The sequence below is a fragment of the Virgibacillus sp. FSP13 genome (genome assembly GCF_054048505.1).
The window spans coordinates 209014-227910 of sequence record NZ_JBSVKG010000002.1; the positions used below are offsets into that span (position 1 = coordinate 209014).

The 18897-nt window shown below is 37.1% G+C and carries 18 protein-coding genes and 1 other RNA gene; 2 read left to right on the forward strand and 17 right to left on the reverse strand.

What is annotated here, in order from left to right; genetic code table 11:
* Positions 1-36 precede the first annotated feature (36 nt).
* The 8 genes from ACW2QC_RS02925 to ACW2QC_RS02960 all read right to left on the reverse strand — a co-directional run bounded on the left by ACW2QC_RS02925 (position 37) and on the right by ACW2QC_RS02960 (position 6265).
* Positions 37-1539, reverse strand: a complete 1503-nt coding sequence (locus ACW2QC_RS02925; RefSeq protein WP_457542479.1) for a carboxypeptidase M32 — start codon at positions 1537-1539, stop codon at positions 37-39.
* A gap of 15 nt (positions 1540-1554) precedes the next feature.
* A complete protein-coding gene (locus ACW2QC_RS02930; protein ID WP_457542480.1) occupies positions 1555-2682 on the reverse strand; it encodes a THUMP domain-containing class I SAM-dependent RNA methyltransferase in 1128 nt (375 codons plus the stop codon).
* Between the two features lie 319 nt (positions 2683-3001).
* Positions 3002-3378, reverse strand: an RNA gene (gene rnpB / locus ACW2QC_RS02935) — RNase P RNA component class B.
* 67 nt (positions 3379-3445) lie between these two features.
* Positions 3446-3745, reverse strand: coding sequence for a cell division regulator GpsB (gene gpsB, locus ACW2QC_RS02940; RefSeq protein ID WP_457542481.1), 300 nt, complete (start codon positions 3743-3745; stop codon positions 3446-3448).
* A gap of 156 nt (positions 3746-3901) precedes the next feature.
* Positions 3902-4306 carry a cytidine deaminase gene (locus ACW2QC_RS02945; protein ID WP_457542482.1) on the reverse strand — a complete coding sequence of 135 codons (405 nt, stop codon included), beginning with the start codon at positions 4304-4306 and terminating at the stop codon, positions 3902-3904.
* A 69-nt stretch (positions 4307-4375) separates the two neighbouring features.
* A complete protein-coding gene (locus tag ACW2QC_RS02950; protein ID WP_457542483.1) occupies positions 4376-4726 on the reverse strand; it encodes a DUF1798 family protein in 351 nt (116 codons plus the stop codon).
* Positions 4727-4774: 48 nt separating this feature from the next.
* Positions 4775-4999, reverse strand: coding sequence for a hypothetical protein (locus ACW2QC_RS02955; RefSeq protein ID WP_457542484.1), 225 nt, complete (start codon positions 4997-4999; stop codon positions 4775-4777).
* Positions 5000-5317: 318 nt separating this feature from the next.
* Positions 5318-6265 (reverse strand): DUF2515 family protein, encoded by a 948-nt coding sequence (locus ACW2QC_RS02960; RefSeq protein ID WP_457542485.1) that lies wholly within the window; start codon positions 6263-6265, stop codon positions 5318-5320.
* A 138-nt stretch (positions 6266-6403) separates the two neighbouring features.
* Here ACW2QC_RS02960 and recU point away from each other — a divergent pair, with 138 nt between their 5' ends.
* Together recU and ACW2QC_RS02970 are read left to right on the forward strand one after the other, a co-directional pair.
* The gene (gene recU / locus ACW2QC_RS02965) at positions 6404-6991 is read left to right on the forward strand and encodes a Holliday junction resolvase RecU (protein WP_457542486.1); all 588 of its coding nucleotides are present in this window, start codon (positions 6404-6406) and stop codon (positions 6989-6991) included.
* A gap of 18 nt (positions 6992-7009) precedes the next feature.
* Complete coding sequence (locus tag ACW2QC_RS02970; RefSeq protein ID WP_457542487.1) at positions 7010-9766, forward strand: PBP1A family penicillin-binding protein; 2757 nt, start codon at positions 7010-7012, stop codon at positions 9764-9766.
* A gap of 52 nt (positions 9767-9818) precedes the next feature.
* Here ACW2QC_RS02970 and nth read toward each other — a convergent pair whose 3' ends face one another.
* The 9 genes from nth to panC all read right to left on the reverse strand — a co-directional run bounded on the left by nth (position 9819) and on the right by panC (position 18885).
* On the reverse strand, positions 9819-10475 hold the full coding sequence (gene nth / locus ACW2QC_RS02975) for an endonuclease III (RefSeq protein WP_457542488.1): 657 nt from the start codon (positions 10473-10475) through the stop codon (positions 9819-9821).
* Positions 10476-10478: 3 nt separating this feature from the next.
* Positions 10479-11159: a DnaD domain protein gene (locus ACW2QC_RS02980; RefSeq protein ID WP_457542489.1), complete on the reverse strand. Its 681-nt coding sequence runs from the start codon at positions 11157-11159 to the stop codon at positions 10479-10481.
* Between the two features lie 101 nt (positions 11160-11260).
* Positions 11261-12553 (reverse strand): asparagine--tRNA ligase, encoded by a 1293-nt coding sequence (asnS, locus tag ACW2QC_RS02985; protein ID WP_457542490.1) that lies wholly within the window; start codon positions 12551-12553, stop codon positions 11261-11263.
* A gap of 18 nt (positions 12554-12571) precedes the next feature.
* Positions 12572-13756, reverse strand: coding sequence for a pyridoxal phosphate-dependent aminotransferase (locus tag ACW2QC_RS02990; RefSeq protein ID WP_457542491.1), 1185 nt, complete (start codon positions 13754-13756; stop codon positions 12572-12574).
* Between the two features lie 56 nt (positions 13757-13812).
* Positions 13813-14346 (reverse strand): cell wall elongation regulator TseB-like domain-containing protein, encoded by a 534-nt coding sequence (locus ACW2QC_RS02995; protein WP_457542492.1) that lies wholly within the window; start codon positions 14344-14346, stop codon positions 13813-13815.
* The gene (locus ACW2QC_RS03000; RefSeq protein WP_457542493.1) at positions 14309-14476 is read right to left on the reverse strand and encodes a YpmA family protein; all 168 of its coding nucleotides are present in this window, start codon (positions 14474-14476) and stop codon (positions 14309-14311) included. Before ACW2QC_RS03000 ends, ACW2QC_RS02995 begins: the two co-directional genes overlap by 38 nt.
* A gap of 221 nt (positions 14477-14697) precedes the next feature.
* Positions 14698-17496, reverse strand: a complete 2799-nt coding sequence (gene dinG / locus ACW2QC_RS03005; protein WP_457542494.1) for an ATP-dependent DNA helicase DinG — start codon at positions 17494-17496, stop codon at positions 14698-14700.
* A gap of 96 nt (positions 17497-17592) precedes the next feature.
* Positions 17593-18000 carry an aspartate 1-decarboxylase gene (gene panD / locus ACW2QC_RS03010; protein WP_457542495.1) on the reverse strand — a complete coding sequence of 136 codons (408 nt, stop codon included), beginning with the start codon at positions 17998-18000 and terminating at the stop codon, positions 17593-17595.
* A gap of 12 nt (positions 18001-18012) precedes the next feature.
* Positions 18013-18885 carry a pantoate--beta-alanine ligase gene (gene panC, locus ACW2QC_RS03015; RefSeq protein ID WP_457542496.1) on the reverse strand — a complete coding sequence of 291 codons (873 nt, stop codon included), beginning with the start codon at positions 18883-18885 and terminating at the stop codon, positions 18013-18015.
* Positions 18886-18897: the final 12 nt, after the last annotated feature.

The following is an 18897-nucleotide window of genomic DNA, read 5'->3' on the forward strand; positions in this document are numbered from 1 at the left end:
ATGTAAAAAACAGGGGCTGAGTGCAGCCCCTGTTTTTTACACCTTATAAATATCCGCGTATTTATTCGTTAAATATTGTACTAAATAATCAGGATTTAACGATTCATTTGTGACGTCTTGAATAATTTCCAACGGTTTTTTCATTTTTCCATATTGGTGAATGTGACTTGTTAACCATTGTCTGATTGGATCAAAATTACCTTTTGCAATTATGTCATCCAAGTTCAACTCTTTTGCCATGGTATGCTGAAATTGTGCTGCATACATGTAGCCAAGTGCATAGGATGGGAAATAACCAAAATCTCCTCCAGCCCAATGGATATCCTGTAAGACTCCTTCTCGGTCCGTCGGAGGTTCAATTCCTAGATAATCTACCATTTTTTCATTCCATAAATGTGGTAAATCACGAACGCTTATTTCATCGTTGATTAATGCCTTCTCTAGTTCATATCTGATCATAATATGAAGAGGATACGTTAATTCATCTGCTTCTATACGGATGAATGATGGCTTAACCTCATTTACGGCACGATAAAAATCATCCAACGGAACATTATGAAATTGTTGTGGTGCAAATGATTTGAATAGATCATAGTGTGATTGCCAAAAGGCTTCACTACGACCAATAAAATTTTCCCAGAACAATGACTGTGATTCATGAATACCCATTGAAGTTCCTGTTGCTAGTGGTGTTCCAGCAAGTTGATGACTGATGTTTTGCTCATATAATGCATGTCCGCCTTCATGAATCGTGCCAAATACAGCCATACGGAAATCCTCTTCATCGTATCTTGTTGTTATCCTGACATCATTCAAGTTTATTCCAATTGCAAATGGATGAATCGTTTCATCAAGTCGACCGGAATCAAAGTCATACCCCATCTGCTTTAGAACTTCTAACGTAAATGCTCGTTGGTCTTGTTTTGGAAAATGCCCTGTTAATATAGTAGGATCAGGTTTTGCATTACTTCGACTAATATTATCAACTAATGAACTTAAAGGCTTTCGAAGGTTGGGAAACACGTTGTCTAATGTCTTGGTTGTAACTCCAGGCTCATAATTATGTAAAAGTGCATCATAGATGTTTGCTTCATATCCCCAATAGTTAGCAAACCTTTTATTATAATCCACGAGTTTTTCCAAATAAGGTTGAAACAATGAAAAATCAGCTTTCTCTCTTGCTTCCTGCCATATCGCTTCAGATTTTGATTGGAGCATCACATATTCTTTGAATTCATCATGAGGAATTTTTTTATTACGCTTATATGTTTCTTGACAATTTTCAGCGGTTTTTCTAATTATCTTATCCTCTGTTGATTCCATTAACATATCAGTAATGTATTTCATTTTTTCAGATGTTTCCAATTGATGTAGCTTTTCAGATAGTAACCCTACTACCTCTGAGCGTTGTCCCACACCTTTTTTGGGGATTTTTGTCCGCATATCCCATTGTGTAAGCGTAATTGCTTCTCGGTATGCATTTTGTTCTTGAAGTAATTCTTGAAAGTCTTTCTCTAAAGCTTCTGTATTACCCTTCATTTTGATCTCCCCTCTCTATTTCTTTCCAAAGTACTGATAATAATCAGTACGAATGAATCCATTAAAAAGTTTTCGCTTTTTCGTTGCTTTTTGCCCATACTGCTTCTCAAAATTTTCAAAAGCAGTTAGGATATAAACACTCCAGCTTGGATGTTCCTTCATGATGTTGCCAAGATCTTGATAGAGACTCGCAATCGTTTTTTTGTCTCCAAGTCGTTGTCCGTATGGTGGATTTCCTATGATATACCCATTTTCTTTACGAATGAATAGATCTTTCACTTGCATTTGTTTCCATTCGAGTAAATCACCCAAGCCCGCTTCTGTTGCATTGTCTTTCGCTATTTTTATCATATTGTGATCAATATCTGAGCCAATGATATCGAGTGGTTGATCGTAATTCGCTAGATCTTCTGCCTCTTCAAAAGCTTGTTCCCAATAACTGTTTTTAATAAAGCCCCAATTTTCAGATGCGAATTCACGATTAAATCCTGGTGCGATATTTTGTCCTATTAATGCAGCCTCAATTGGTATTGTGCCTGAACCACAAAAAGGATCTACTAATGTGTATGCAGGCTTCCAATTTGTCAACAAAACAAGTGCTGCAGCCATTGTTTCTTTTAATGGTGCTTCACCTTGCCCTACTCGATAGCCACGCTTATGTAAACCAGCGCCAGACGTATCTAATGTCAGGGAGGCAATATCTTTATGTATAGCCACTTCTACTTTGTACAATGCACCCGACTCCGGCATTTTTGAAGCTAGTCCATATTTCAGTTTTAAACGCTCAGCAATTGACTTTTTTACAATAGCCTGACAATCCGGGACACTATACAATGTGGATTTCACTGATTTTCCAGAAACGGGAAATTGGCCGTCCTCTGTAATAAAATTTTCCCATGGTAATGCTTTTGTGTGTTCAAATAGTTCATCAAATGTTTTTACGTTAAATTCACCGATTAGTAATTTAACTCGATCTGCAGTTCGAAGCCATAGGTTACAGCGAGGGATGGCTGTTATTGGTGCTGTGAAAATGACCTTTCCATTTTCCACCTCCGCATCATAGCCAAGGTCCTTTACTTCACTTGCAACAACTGATTCTAATCCCATCGCTGCTGTTGCTATTAATTTTACATGTTGATTCATAATAATCTTCACTCGTTTCTTTAAATAGGTTGTTCAAAAAGGCACAAATGATAAGCGGCGAATCTCTTCGTTGGCTTGTTTCTCCGCTCCTTGGAAAAGAAGGCCACTTTTCCTGCGTGCGATGTAGAGTCGGGGGAAGCTTTACTTAGTGCTCAAAACTACTCCGCCTCGACCTTCTTGCTTCTAATTTGGCACTTTTTGAACACACTTAAAACTAAATTAAGTTTAGTTTACCACTTTAATGAAAAAATAAAAAACCTTTCACTTGGCGATCCCATGTGAAAGGTTTGTCTGAATTTATTGTATGGACCATTGAATACTTCATAAGCCATGTTCTGTTCCATTGTACTCCAAACGGTGGTCAACCTTGTACTTTGGTCGTAATCATCTATCTGCAAGCATTAGCTTGTCCCTTTTTCAGTTTAATTCCCTAATTAAGGGTGCCCCTACCATTATTTGGGTTGCTCACTCGTGGGGTTTACCTCGTTCCACTCTGGATGTTTCCATTCAGACTTCGTCACTGTGGCACCTTCAAGAAGTTTTTTCCATATCCAAAAGACTTAGGAATTCCTTCTGCCGTTAACCCAATCGGCTACCTTGACTTATGGTTTCGTCAAGCACGAACACTACAAACATCTCAGTCTGTGTGAGCATGGACTTTCCTCTGCATTATTCATGCAGCGATTACGTCAGTATTCAACATCATTCTCAGAAGATTATACCACAAACTTTGTATAAATGCATTGGTAAAATAAGCAAGACGTTAGGAATCGGCATATTTTTTACCGAAAACGGTTTTTTCCAAATTGGACAAACGCTTGAGAATGTCGTAGTTCACTTGATGATTTGGTGCTTGAGATCGGGTTCTTGATTGATCTGTTTGTTTTCGTAATCGTTCATTTTCTTGTTGTAGTTTATCAATTTCTTGTTGGAATGCCTCATAATCCTGTATGATCGAGTCTAAAAATTCATCTACTTCTTCTTGATTATATCCGCGCATTGCGGTTTTAAAATTTTTTTCAAGGATGTCTTTTCCACTGAGTTGGATGTTACTTCCGTTCATTGTTATCATCACCTCATATTCTTCACGAGTACATCTATATTTTTTCAAATAAACAAGGGAATGTCAATTTTAATTGTATTATTGATATACGTATATATGCTTGTTTAGAAAAAGTTTGTATGAAATAAATAAAAGAAGCTGCGAATTCCAGCTTCTTTATTCTCTGTTATGCAGGTCATCCGGTTGAAAGGAAAATGGTAATAACTCTTCCACCGAAACCGTTTTTGTGTTGTTATGTAGATTTGTTAAATGGACCGTCATTGTTGGTTTAAAAAACTCACTCATTACTTGACGGCAGGATCCGCATGGTGGTACGGGCCTATCTGTATCTGCGACAACAGCCATTTCAATAAATTCTCTTTCTCCGTCTGCAATAGCTTTGAAAATAGCCACTCGTTCTGCACAACAGGTAACTGGAAATGCAGCATTCTCGATATTACAACCAGTATAGACTTTTCCCGATTTGGTCGTTAAGGCTGCACCAACCGGAAATTCTGAATATGGGACATAGGCTTTCTCCATTATTTTTTTTGCCTCATTAATTAAACTTTCTTTATTCATCTTGCCTTCCCCTTTCATACTAGGTGGAAGGCAATTATACGGAATTAAATGGTTATTGTAAAGGCTTTATTATTGTAATTCCCGTAATAACTGATCGAAAACATAATGAACTGATTTATTTAATTCCATGTAGCGTTTACGTTTCACATCAATATAGAAGCTATGCATTAACAACAATTCCATGTTTTCTCGTGTGGATGTAATCTGTTGTGGGTGAACGTTTACTTCGCGATTTTTTATAGATTTCAGTGCTGCTTCTTCCCATTCTGCTAAAAGCTGGTAAATAGGATTCGTTGTTTCTTTCACAGTTAAAAAAAATTGTTTATCCCGTTTATCCTCAGGAGGATCGTTATTTTCATATCTGTCTGTTAATTGATCTAGATGTTGTTTTAATTCTTTTGTTTGCTCTGTTAATTCCATATCCAAAAACCGCCTTTTATTCTATGTCTCCTTATACTGTATCACCTATTAAGGTTTCTTTGCACGGCTTTTAATTCGATTTACGGTCGACTGTGTTATTCTAATCGTATTTTGCTGGTAATAAAACGATTGAATGATTTCATTATCAACCTTCATTGTTAGCTTTTGATCAATCCATCTTAATTGGTCAGACATATTTTGAAGTGAATTCACAAATGTCTGCTTATCTATTCCCTCGTCTGAATACGATAACTTTTGAGCTAAAATAGTCACACTTCTCACCCTTCATCAAAGTATTTTACCTAACTAATTCGGCAAAAGTTTGCAACGACCTTCTTGTTCGACAAAACTAGAAAAAATGAGCCAAAACAAGTGCAAGCACTCATTTTTTCCTTAAAATTAGACAAGCTAAGATTAAAGGAGGCATGAGTATGAAGAAACAGACGAAACCAAAAACTGAAGAAAAGCAAAAGAAAGAGGTACGGGGTTACGGCAATAAAAAATTAGACGGCCCTGATCGACCTTCAACTTAAGAAACGGAAATGTGTAATCTTATAAAAAAATCGGCCCTTCAAGCCGATTTTTTTCTTATCATAAGAACATATTTTTAATGTGATAAAATGCATAAAGCATATGCCTTTTTTTGTAAAAAGATGAACCAACGTTTGGATTTATCGAATCGATTTGTACACCTTGCAACCATTTAGATTTTATCCCCCCTAATTTGTACCAATCTTTACGAATAGTATCTTGATGGGATATTGTAGGGTAAACTACACGTAAAAGTGGACTTTTGGGCAAGTGTAACTGTAAGAATTGTTCATAATCACGTCGAGAACCAGTGTGCTCCGTAGCAATGGCGAAATCAAGCAGATCTTGATAAATGGTTGGATCGTATATAATAGCAGCAAGACGTTTTCCTAATGTTATCCTGTTCGTTACATTGGTGAAATCATGTACAAATGCACCATATAAATTGGGAGATCGCGTAGGCAAAATTACTGCATTCATGAATAAAAAATCCTGTAAGAGGTATGGAAGTCTGAAAAATACCTGATACTTAAAATAGGTCTGTTTCAAGACTGGGTGTTGAATAACATTTTGCTCATTAATGATCAAAGCAGTCATTAACCTTTCTTGATCATGATAATGCCAAAAATGATGCCATTCGTGAACCATGTATGTTGTAACACGTAGTTCTGTTAACAAATCAAACAATGGTGTATCCAGTTTTTTCGATAACTTATAGACTAATAATTGAGGATAAGCATCGGAGAAAATCAACCAATTCGCCCGTTCATATGTCATGAATAACTGCTGACGTTTTTTATGACTGAGAAGTTTTTTAAATGGCGGTAAAAAAAGATCTGTCATGTTCCATCCAGCATTTCTGGAAACTAAGCTTGCAACAAAGGCCCACTTGATTTCCGGAAAGCAAAGGTAAAAGTTTTGATATGCTTTCGTACGGGTAATGTTATCGAGATTATGTTCTTTTGTCTTCTTTATTATATAATGGAGGTAATCTTGGTTCCTTAGCATGGATAGTGACACGCTCCCAGATAACTTGAATTACGATAACTATTAGAATTCGTATTTACAGTACATTTTATGCATTTGTTTATTATCAAGTCCGCTTTTTTTGTGGTATGATACTGTAATATGCAAGGGGGAATTTGGATGAACTATCCGAATGGAAGAAAGCATACAATCCCGCAAAATAATAGAAATCAAGCGAAAAACAGCTTTAGTAATCGGGGGATGACATTAGAAGAAGATATTAATGAAACGAACACGTATTATTTGGAAATGAATAAAGCAGTGATCCATAAGAAACCAACACCTGTACAAATAGTAAAGGTTCACTATCCTAGAAGAAGTGCTGCTGTGATTACTGAAGGCTATTTTAAACAAGCTTCAACAACGGATTACAATGGATTATACCGTGGAAAATATGTTGATTTTGAAGCAAAGGAAACAAAAAATAAAACACTGTTTCCATTAGCTAATATCCACGATCATCAGATAAAACACATGCAATCCATTGTGGAGCATGATGGGATTTGCTTTATGTTAATTCGATTCGCCACATTTAATGAGACCTATTACATGCCGGCTGAAAAGATTTTTCCATATTGGCAAAACAAACTAAATGGTGGTCGTAAATCGATTCCCTATCAAACAATTAAACAGGATGGATACCAGATCCCCTTTCATTTTCAAAAGAGAGTGGATTATTTGCAGGTAATTGATCAGCTTTATTTTTAGAGACGGAGGAATGGAGCTATGGCAGAAAACGGCCAATCTCGCATGGCAAGAAGAAAGCAAAAGAAGACGAAAAAGAAACCGTTATGGAAAAGGATCTTTCTCTATACTGGAATCATAATTTTAGCTTTAGCAATTGGTGTCGGAGCATTGTTCACCTATTATATCGCTACTGCACCTGATATTGATGCATCAAAACTAACAGACCCATTTTCATCAAAAATTTATGATAAAGATGGGGAGTTGTTTGCTGATTTGGGCGCTGAACAGCGAACGAAAATTAGTTATGATGACTTACCACAAGTCCTGATTGATGCGGTTGTTGCAACAGAGGACTCTCGGTTCTTTAAACACCACGGGATAGACCCTAAACGAATTGGCGGTGCAATTATCGCTAATATTACGGATGGTTTTGGTTCTCAAGGTGCAAGTACCATAACTCAACAGGTGGTAGAACAAGCCTTCCTAGAACATGATAAAAAAATAAGTCTAAAAGTACAGGAAATGTGGTTAGCACTTCAATTAGAGCAGGACTACTCAAAAGAAGAAATACTCGAGATGTATTTGAATAAAGTTTATTATGGCAGTGGCGCCTATGGGGTAGCTAAAGCCGCACAAAATTATTTTGGTAAAACAGATTTGAACGACTTAACATTGCCTGAGGCAGCCATTTTAGCAGGTTTACCGCAACGACCAACTGGTTATGACCCGTATAACCATCCTGAGCTGACAAAGGAACGGATGGATACAGTATTAGATTTAATGGTCATGCATGGTAAGATAACGGAAAAGAAAGCAAATGAAGCGCGAAAAGTGGATATCCCATCACTATTAACAGATACACATCCTGATACATCACCATATGAAGGATTTTTACAACAGGTTAAAAAAGAAGTAGAACAGAAACTTGATGGTGCTGATATTTATACGGATGGACTAAAAATATATACAACGTTGGACACAGACATGCAAGACCATGTTGAGTTCCTATTTTCGGATAGCGATGATAATCCAATTCCGTATCCAGATAAAGTAGAAGACACGAAAGGTAATATGGTCGATATGCAAGCTGGAATGGTTGTATTAGATACGAAAAATGGGGCAATACGTGCAATTGGCGGTGCTCGTGGAGGACTTGAAAACGGTGGCTACAACTATGCCATTCAGGGTGGCCGTCAAGCCGGGTCTACTATGAAACCGATCGCTGCTTATGGTCCTGCTATTGAATATGAAAAATGGTCAACATATCATCAACTAAACGATGATAAACCTTTTGGAATTGCGGGTACCAATAAAAAAGCAGGCAACTGGAATGGTAAATATCAAGGCTGGATGTCAATGCGTTATGCATTAGCCCAATCATTAAATGTTCCAGCACTAAAAACAACAGATAAAATCGGCACAGGAAAAGCACAGGAATTTGCTGAAGGTTTAGGAATAGATTTTGGTGATAAAAATATGACCATTCTGGATACTATTGGAGGGGCTTCACTAGAAGTTACCCCATTAGAACTTGCGGGTGCATATCGTGCATTTGGTAATGAAGGGATATCGAATGATCCATACTCTGTTACGAAAGTAGAATTCCCTGATGGTAAAACGGTTGATTTGAAGCCAAAACCAGAGCCTGTTATGTCGGACTATACGGCATATATGATAACCGACATGCTAAAATCAGTTATGACTGAAGGTACAGGAACATCAGCTAATATTCCTGGACTTCCAGTAGCTGGGAAAACGGGAACAACAAATCTTGAAAAAAAAGATGGCAGTCCTGATTCCTGGTTCAGTGGTTATACAACGAATTACACCATTTCGATTTGGACTGGATACGATGATCAGAAAGTGGTTTTACCTGATACCAAAATTCCGCACGCATTGTTTAAAAATACGATGTCCTATATTTCTGAAGGTAAGGAAACAGCTGATTTCACAAAACCAAGTTCGGTTGTGGAGATTGGTGTAGAAAAAGGATCAAATCCTGCGAGGTTACCAAGTGACTATACACCAGATTCGGAAATTGTTTCGGAGTTATTTGTGAAAGGAAATGAACCATCAAAAACGTCTGAGAAATTCGATAAACTTGATCCTGTCAGTGATTTAACAGCATCTTTTAACGAGGATGAAAATACAATTGATGTGGAATGGGATTATGATGAAGATCAGGACGTTTCCTTCCAGGTAAGTGCTGGTATTGACGGCGGACAGATGCAAGAATTATCAACAACAGATGATACAGAAATGGAAATCACAAGTGTCGAACCAGGTGTCGAGTATACGATCCAAGTCGTTGTTGTTAGTAATGATGATGAGGCAAACACGAGTGAAGCAAAATCAACGAAAGTGAAAACCGGCGGCGAAGATGAAGAAGATGAGGACGAAGATGAGAATGATGGTGAGATGGAAGCTGTTAATGGATTAAATGCTACCTATAAAAATAATACAATTGATGTTTCATGGAAATATAATGGCCCTGCGGCAACGTTTGAGGTAACCGTAACACCAAGTGGTGGTGCACCTCAACAACAAACAGTTAATTCAAACGGCCTTAAAATTGACAATGCACAACCAGGTACCACCTATACGATTGCCGTTACACCAATAGGTAAAAATGGAGAAACGAGCGGTATTCGAGGTGAATCGCAAAGTACAACCATTCAAATACCTGGTGAAGATGAAGAAACTAGTGGTCCAGGAGAAGGTCATGGAAATGGTGGTCATGGAAACGGGAACGGAAATGATCAAGAAGATGACGAAGACCAAGACAACGACGAATAAAAAATAAAAAAGACCGAGGCAGCTCATTTTAAAATGAACTGCCTCGGTCTTTTTAAATAGCATTTCGCTTTTTCATTCGTTTCTGACCTTCCCTGCAAACTTCTAACAGAGGGCATTCAGGGCAATTTGGATTTTTAGCTTTGCAATGGTATCTGCCAAAGAAAATCATTCGGTGATGTGTTTCACTCCATTCATTCTTGGGAACTTTTCTCATTAGTGTTTGTTCTACTTCTAAAACAGAATCCTTCCATCGGCAAATCCCTAATCGCTTCGCAACACGTTCGACATGTGTGTCAACCGCAATGGCTGGTTCATGAAAAGCAACTGAAGCAACAACATTGGCAGTCTTTCGCCCAACCCCTGCCAATTTCATGAGCTCGTCTTTTGTCTCCGGAACTTCTCCACCATATTCATCAATTAGCATTTGGCAAAGTTTCCGAATGTTTTTTGCTTTGTTCCGATATAGTCCAATTGATCGGATGTCCTGCTGTAATTCTTCTAATGTGACAGCTAAATAATCTTCAGGTGTTTGATATTTTTTAAACAGTTCCTTTGTCACCTTATTGACCAACACATCTGTACATTGGGCTGATAAAAGTACAGCAATGACTAATTCAAATGGATTGGCATGATTTAATTCACATTCCGCTTCTGGGAACATTTCACGCATGCGATCCAAACAGAACTGGACTTGTTTTTTCGTTAGCACCGCTTAATCCTCCCCTTCTAACCAGTTATAGTAAAACGATGTATCTCTCTTTTTGGTTGGTGTTGTTTGTTTACTAATTTGTTTATGATGAAATGATTTGGTTGCGTCTCTCGCTTGTTCGACTGTCTGTATCCCCTTCTTCTTCCAGTCCCGGAGAATTCGATCGATATATTTAAAATTAAGTTTTCCCATTAAAACCGATTCTCTTAATGCGGCTTTAATTAATGACGGTGCTAATTCGTCTTCATCTAACCACACGTTAATGGTTTCGATTTCAAATGGTGACAATGGCCTACCAAATTCTTGTTCAAATAGAATAAAAATGGAGCCATCTTCATGCTCTACTTTAGGCTTGACGGGCGAAAATATTTTATCCCAAAGTGGTTCTAAGGAGTATAGTTCACTCCACTGATTTTGTTCATTTTTTGTTTGCTCAATTGCCAAAAACCCCTTCTGAATTAGCTTGCGTAGTATAGCTGAGCACTCTTGTTCATCTATTGTTAGGAACGATGCCAGTTCGGCTGGAGTCGGAAATTCATTTTCATCAAATATAAATCGATATATCTGTAATAACAACATAACGTCCTTTTCATCTAGTCCGAGTGATTTATAATTCGTTAACAATCTTGACGGGACTTGCAATTGGTTTAATAATAATTGTTGAATTTGGATTGATTTACGCAATTTATGCACCTCATTCCTAGTATAGCATGGAAAAGCTTTGATAACGTTTAAAATCCCTCGCTTTTACACAAGGGATTTTTATTACGAAACTGTTCGATTAATCAAGGATATAGTCTATTTAATAGTCGAGGGAATGGTATTGTTTCCCTTACATGTTCAACACCTGCTAGCCATGCTACCGTTCGCTCAAGGCCGAGTCCAAATCCGGAATGTGGGACACTTCCATACTGACGAAGCTCCAAATACCACTGATACGCCTCTCCGGTCAAATTATGTTCCTCATAACGTTGTTTCATTAATTCTAAATCATCGATACGTTGTGAGCCACCAATGATTTCGCCATAACCTTCTGGGGCAATTAAATCAGCACATAACACAACATCATCACGGTTTGGATCTGGTTTCATGTAAAAAGCCTTAATATCTTTCGGATAGTTTGTGATGAACACTGGTTTGTCGAAGCTTTCGGCAATTGCTGTTTCATGTGGTGCTCCGAAATCTTCTCCCCATTCAATATCGGTAAATCCCTTTTCTTTTAGTAGTTCGACTGCATCGTCATATGAAATTCTTGGGAAAGGTGCCTTAATTAATTCAAGTTTTGCTGTATCACGTTCCAATACATCAAGTTCTAGTTTACAATTATTTAATACGGATTGCACAATAAAACTCACGTACTGTTCTTGGATTTGTAAACTTTCCTCATGATCAACAAAGGCCATTTCTGGTTCAATCATCCAAAATTCAATGAGATGTCTTCTCGTCTTTGATTTTTCCGCGCGAAATGTTGGGCCAAAAGAAAATACCTTACCGAATGCCATTGCCGCTGCTTCCATGTATAGTTGGCCACTTTGTGATAAATAGGCTTCTTCATCAAAATACTGGGTATGGAATAATTCAGTAGTTCCTTCAGCGGATGATCCCGTTAAGATTGGCGGATCAATTTTAACGTAACCACTTTCATTAAAAAATTGGTATGTTGCCCTGATAATTTCATTCCGAATTTTCATTACTGCATGTTGTCGCTTAGAACGAAGCCAAAGATGACGATGGTCCATTAAAAATTCTGTACCATGCTCTTTTGGTGTGATTGGATAATCAACGGCTTCATGAATTAATTCAAGCTGGTGTACTTGCATTTCATAACCAAATGGTGAACGCTTGTCCTCAACAATTGTTCCCGTTATGTACATAGACGTTTCTTGCGACATGTTTTTTGCAAGTTGAAAATCCTCTTCACTCACATCATTTTTCGCAACTACAGCTTGAATGAAACCTGTTCCATCACGCAATTGCAAAAAGGCAATTTTACCACTTGAACGTTTATTGGCAAGCCATGCGCCGATTGTTACTTGCTGTCCTTCATGTTTAGGTACTTCTGATATCGTTGTTTTCAACAAAATTCCCTCCAAAAACTAAGATTGATGGTTTAAGACAAAACGTTTTATTCGTTTTGCTGCTTCTGTTAATAATTCAATTGATGTTGCATAAGATAGGCGTACATTATGTTCTGCTCCAAAACCGGATCCTGGAACAAGGGCAACTTTTTCCTCTTCTAATAATGCGGTAACCCACTCATCGACATTCGTAAATCCATTTGAGTTAGCTGCTTCCTGCACATTAGGGAACAAATAAAAGGCTCCCTTTGGCTTTATACAAGTTATGCCTGGTATATCATTGATTAAGTGATACATCTGATCTAAACGTTCTTTAAATGCATGTTTCATTTCATTCGTAGCATCATCATTTGCTGAATATGCAGCAAGTGCGGCATACTGTGCGATTGACGTCGGGTTTGATGTGGAATGGGATGCAAGGTTAGTCATTGCTTTTATGATTTTTTCATTTCCAGCTGCATAACCAATCCTCCAGCCTGTCATCGCGTGTGATTTAGATACACCATTAATAATAACAGTTTGTTCTTTAAGGGCATCTGAAATTTGCGCTATTGAGACATGCACATCTTCGGTATAAATTAGTTTTTCATAAATTTCATCGGATATGATCATAATATTATGTTTTAAGCAAACATCTCCAAGTGCAGCTAGTTCTTTTTCAGTATACATCATTCCCGTTGGGTTGCTTGGTGAATTGATAATAAATGCTTTTGTTTTCGCTGTAATAGCAGACTCCAATTGTTCAGGTGTTAATTTAAAGTGGTTCGCTTCTTCTGCTGTAACAAATACAGGTGTACCACCGGCTAGTTTAACCTGCTCTGGATAGCTTACCCAATATGGTGTTGGAATAATAACCTCATCTACTGGATTTAACAGTACTTGGAATAATGTGTATAATGCATGTTTTGCACCGGTTGTCACAATGATTTCATTTGTGTTATAAGACAAGTGATTATCGTTTTCTAGCTTATTTATGATCGCCTTTTTCAGTTCCACTGTTCCGCCGGATGGAGTATATTTTGTCATACCTTCACGCATCGCTTTTTCTGCTGCATCGATTATATATTTTGGTGTATTAAAATCTGGTTCGCCTGCTCCCAATCCAATTACATCATAGCCCTGCTCTTTTAATTCTTTCGCTTTAGCTGTAATAGCGAGAGTTGAAGATGGTGTTAATGTTTTAACTCTATTTGCTAATTCCATGAAATCACCTTCCTTATAGGGTTGTTTAACATATTGAAATCTTCTGGTTTACCTGTTTAATTAAACATACTCTTTAATCGGATTTGCTGAAACCGTGTACCATCGTAAATGGATAAATAATCAAATGTATAACGATCTGAACTATCTTTATATGTGACTTCCCATAAGGCTTTGTTATCAACCATTGCTGGGGTAACGTCGATAAGTTCACATTTATTACATTGTTCCTGCCATTGTTTAATAACATTCTGCTCACGTAAAATGTCAGATGCATCGATGATTGTTATCTTTTCTGATTTAGACTGAATCGGAACGAAAACAATCTTTTCATCCTGATCCTTTGTATTACCAAATAAAATGTGGTATGTTTTTTCACCCTGAAATTTTGAAATGCGATCAATTTCGGTTAGTTCCGTGTTTTCCAATACACGTTCTTTTGTGTCACTAAAACCAGCATTTTTACTTTCCTGGATACTATGGTATAAAAAGCCAATATAGATCAAACAAGAAATGAGGACAAGACAAATAACCAACAAAATCCATTTTAACCAATTAGGTACGATAGATTGTGAATATTGCTTGATTCTCATCAGTTTTATCTAATGCTAAACCAAACATTAGATCTTCCTTTTTTAGTGTTCGATTTAAGCAATCGACAATTTTGTACAATTCTGCGGAATAGTGGATTTTTAAAGTTGATAATGTCTCAGTATTGTTCAATCGTTATCCCTCCATAAAAGCTGCTTGTTTTATCAATTTTTGCTACACATAGTACATTTACCATGGTGAAAACTAATAGTACGCTTGAGATAAATATTTTTTGACCCTATACAGTATAACAAGCTTTATAATGTTTTGTATTTATTTCAACAAAAAATTTCCAGCCCCATACCATAATAACTGATGCATCGATTTGGTGCATCAGTATTTTTTTATTTTTACTAAAACCATTGTTCCGCCTTATCCATTAATCGTTGTGTTGAATCAAAAGTCGTTGGAACATTTGGAATTGATTCGGTAAAATAGGTACCATAACGAGCCTTCATTAATCGTGCATCACACACAAACACAATTCCCCTGTCATTTGATGAACGAATCAGCCGTCCAAATCCTTGTTTAAACCGGATAACAGCATTTGGTAGTGAAAGTTCCATGAATGCATTTTTACCATTACGTTTTAAATCACTGGCCTTTGCTTCATATATGGGATGGTCTGGTGGCTGGAAAGGCAGGCGGACAATGACTAGACATGACAAATCCTCACCAGGTATATCGACGCCTTCCCAAAAAGAGCTGGTTCCAAGTAAAATAGCTTGTTCATAATTGATAAAGTTTTTCTTTAACCTTGCACGACTTCCACTTGAAATTCCCTGGGCAATCAGAACATATTTTGTTAAATCCAGTGCTTCCTTCAGTACCGTGTATGATTTCTTTAACATGTCATACGATGTAAACAGGATTAACATCCGGCCTTTTGTAATCTCTGCCAATGATAATATTGCTTCACTTGTTGCATAAATATAATCGTCCAAATTCCCATGCTTGATATCGGGAAAGTCATTTGGAATCATTAACTGAACCTGATCTTGATATGTAAACGGAGATTTAATCTTCGCTGTCATCAATCGATCATCCATTAATCCTAAACGATTTTGAATAAAAGCAAACGAATTTTTCATCGTTAACGTGGCACTTGTTAATATAACACTTTGTTTTTGTTCGAAAAAGTCATGTGCTAATAATGTAGACATATTAATTGGTTCACTGTAGATGTAAACAGCATTTTTTGCCCCGAATGCTTCGATTTCAATCCATTTGACATGGCTAGTCTCATCATCATCGATCAGAAATAGTTGCTCGACATGATCAATAATTGTTTGCAGTAATTCAATCGTGATATCCATTTCATCCTTGTCATTTTTCGTAAGCAGATCTTTTTTTTCCAAATATTGTTCTGTATATGCCAAAATATGAATAAGATCACGGAAATAAAAGGTCAACCTTGTTGCCATTTCCTTTATTGTACTCCACTTGTCTGGATGTTCCTGATCATTTTCAAATCGGTATTGAATGCGTCCAATATCACTATAAGATTTTCTGATTTTTTGCTGATCAACAACATATTGAAAGAGATAGCGAAATAAATCATCAACTTCATATTTCGCTTTTTCATAAATATCATTCCACTTATCCATCGGTGTATTTTCAATCGAATAGGATGCTGCCAATTTTCCTAGCCAGTTCCCTTCATCCGTTCTACCAATATGATTTAACCTATAATGGATGGTTGCGTAATCAAGCTTCAATCCATAATGTTTGGAGGCTGTTTCTTCTAAATGATGAGCCTCATCAATGATTGCTTTGTCGTAAGTAGGCAAAAATTGATATCCATTAAACATATCTGTACATAATAATGCATGATTAGTAATCACGATATCAGCTTTTTGTGCCTGTCGTTTGGCATGCTGGTAAAATGACCTAGTGAACCATGGTGATGTTGGATCAGCATATCCTTCTGTATCTGTTGAAATGCGTTTAAAAAATAAAAAGCCACTTGATGGCAATTGAATTTCATCAATATCCCCTGTTTCTGTTTCCGTTAACCAAACAAGTAGCATGGCTTTAGTTAGGACGATATCATAGTTGTCTTGTTGTTCGGATGATAATTCATGTTCAAATTTTTCTAAGCTTATGTAATGCTGTTTTCCTTTTAACAATGCAACATGGAATGGAAATGAAACTAATTTATGAATTAATGGAATTTCTTCATCAAGCAGCTGTGATTGTAATTGAGTTGTATAAGTACTAATTACAATTCGTTTGTTTGCCTGAACTGCTTCATAAACAGCTGGCAGTAAATAGGCCAATGATTTACCGGTACCTGTCTCTGCCTCTATTAACCCATGATGACTTAAGCGGAATGCATCATAAATATGTTCAGACATTTCTCGTTGCCCACTTCTTTTTTCATAACAACGCATTTGCTGCTCCATTGTTCCATTATGTTCGTATATATCATCAAGGTAATTGCCATAGGGAGTATCTAATTTGGTGTTTGCCTTTTTATATTCCACCATTTTTCTAAAAGCCAATCCACGATAAGAAACAATGTCTTGGTTGTTTTCTGTTGAAAATGCCAAAGCTTGCTGTCTGGCATTTAGTAGCTGGTGTAAATCTGACTTTAACATTGGTTCTAGTTTTAAAAGATGATCAATCGTTTCATACGGCAATGATTCTAGCTTTTCTTTTAACTTCAATAATAATTTTGCCGTAACAAAGGCATCAGACAATGCACGATGTGGATCATCGTGTTTAATTTGAATATAATCTGCCAATTGACCAAGTTTGAAACCTGGAGCTTGTGGATAAAGAATTCGTGCAAGTTCAACCGTATCAACAACTGGATTTGTTAGTTTTTTCTTGTTATTAAATGCAAGTTCTTCATTTAAAAACCCTAAATCAAATGGTACATTATGGGCAATTAAATAACTGTCCTGAAACATCTCAACAATTTCATCAGCTTTTTCAGAAAAAGTAGGGGCATCTATGACATCTTGATCAGCTATTCCCGTTAAATTTGCGATAAAAGGTGGAATGGGTTTCCCTGGATTTAGCAATGTGGAAAACTCATTCGTTATTTCATTATTTTCGATCGTCACAATTCCCACTTCAATAATTTTGTCTTTGTTTGCTGGTGAATGTCCTGTCGTTTCGAGATCAATAACGACAAACTTACACATCCATTACACCCCCTATCCATACCGATTGCCCTCTCGATAAAGCAAAACTCTTATCAGCATCCATGATAAGAGTTTACACCTTTATCCATCATCATCTTAGCGAATCGGCATTTTTCCATCACGAATTTCTGTCATTGGTGGCTCTTGTTCGATAAGATCGGTGATGTCATTGTTTTCATTCATAAGTGCAACTTTTGGCTTAAATGTTGCTAACTCTTCTTCCGATACCATTGCATATGATACAATAATAACTGTATCACCTGGTTGAACAAGCCGTGCTGCGGCGCCATTTAAGCAGATAACTCCAGATCCTCTTTCACCTGGTATAACATAGGTTTCCAGCCGTGCTCCATTATTATTATTTACGATTTGGACTTTTTCGTGCGGCAAAATACCAACTTGATCCAAAATATTTTGATCGATCGTTACACTTCCAACATAATTCAGATTTGCTTCTGTTACTCGTGCACGATGAATTTTCGCTTTCATCATGGTACGAAACATAAATCCTTCCCCCTACTCGATCCGTCTGACTAAATTTCCATTTTTATCAAAAATCAGGTTATCGATTAACCGAGATTGTTTAAACTTTACTGCTGTCGCTAAAATCACTTGTTGATCAATAAGTGAAACAGACTGTAATGCAGGGTAATTCAATAATTCAACATAATCAATCGTTCCGTTAGTTTCTTTGTCGATTATGTCCATAACCTCTTTTACAATGATAGCAGGATTTTTTTCTCCGTCAACTACTAATTCCCGGCCATGCTGCAAAGCTTTGTATAAGAACACTGCTTCTTCCCGTTCATTTTCATCAAGGTTAACATTTCGGCTGCTCTTTGCTAAGCCGTCATTTTCTCGAATCGTTGGTAGAGCGATTAATTCGACTGAAAAATCCAAATCCTTGATTAAAGCATCCACAACAGCAATCTGTTGGGCATCTTTCATCCCAAAATATGCTTTTGTTGGCTGTGTAAGATGGAAAAGTTTGGATAATACCGTTAAAACCCCTTCAAAATGGCCAGACCGTGTACGTCCACATAATACATTTACCCGTTCTTCAATGGCCATAGAAATTAGCATTTTGGTTGGATACATATCCTTAGCATCTGGAATAAAAACAATATCTACACCCACTTTTTCTGCTAGTGCAATATCATTCTCTTCATTTCTAGGGTATTGCTCATAGTCTTCGTTAGGCCCAAATTGTAAGGGATTAACAAATATACTGGTGATGACGAGATCATTATCTTGTTTCGCCTGTTCCATTAAAGCCAGGTGTCCTTCATGAAAAAATCCCATCGTTGGAACGAAACCGATTGTCTTATTAGCACGGATAGCGTCAAATGATTTCTTTTGCATGTCTGACTTGGCACGAATGATTTCCATTTTGTATCAACC

Bases quoted from the DNA above. Each gene is read 5' to 3' on its own strand.
- ACW2QC_RS02925 (WP_457542479.1), bottom strand. From the start codon at position 1,539: ATGAAGGGTAATACAGAAGCTTTAGAGAAAGACTTTCAAGAATTACTT.
- ACW2QC_RS02930 (WP_457542480.1), bottom strand. From the start codon at position 2,682: ATGAATCAACATGTAAAATTAATAGCAACAGCAGCGATGGGATTAGAA.
- gpsB (WP_457542481.1), bottom strand. From the start codon at position 3,745: ATGAACGGAAGTAACATCCAACTCAGTGGAAAAGACATCCTTGAAAAA.
- ACW2QC_RS02945 (WP_457542482.1), bottom strand. From the start codon at position 4,306: ATGAATAAAGAAAGTTTAATTAATGAGGCAAAAAAAATAATGGAGAAA.
- ACW2QC_RS02950 (WP_457542483.1), bottom strand. From the start codon at position 4,726: ATGGAATTAACAGAGCAAACAAAAGAATTAAAACAACATCTAGATCAA.
- ACW2QC_RS02960 (WP_457542485.1), bottom strand. From the start codon at position 6,265: ATGCTAAGGAACCAAGATTACCTCCATTATATAATAAAGAAGACAAAA.
- recU (WP_457542486.1), top strand. From the start codon at position 6,404: ATGAACTATCCGAATGGAAGAAAGCATACAATCCCGCAAAATAATAGA.
- ACW2QC_RS02970 (WP_457542487.1), top strand. From the start codon at position 7,010: ATGGCAGAAAACGGCCAATCTCGCATGGCAAGAAGAAAGCAAAAGAAG.
- ACW2QC_RS02990 (WP_457542491.1), bottom strand. From the start codon at position 13,756: ATGGAATTAGCAAATAGAGTTAAAACATTAACACCATCTTCAACTCTC.
- ACW2QC_RS02995 (WP_457542492.1), bottom strand. From the start codon at position 14,346: ATGAGAATCAAGCAATATTCACAATCTATCGTACCTAATTGGTTAAAA.
- dinG (WP_457542494.1), bottom strand. From the start codon at position 17,496: ATGTGTAAGTTTGTCGTTATTGATCTCGAAACGACAGGACATTCACCA.
- panD (WP_457542495.1), bottom strand. From the start codon at position 18,000: ATGTTTCGTACCATGATGAAAGCGAAAATTCATCGTGCACGAGTAACA.
- panC (WP_457542496.1), bottom strand. From the start codon at position 18,885: ATGGAAATCATTCGTGCCAAGTCAGACATGCAAAAGAAATCATTTGAC.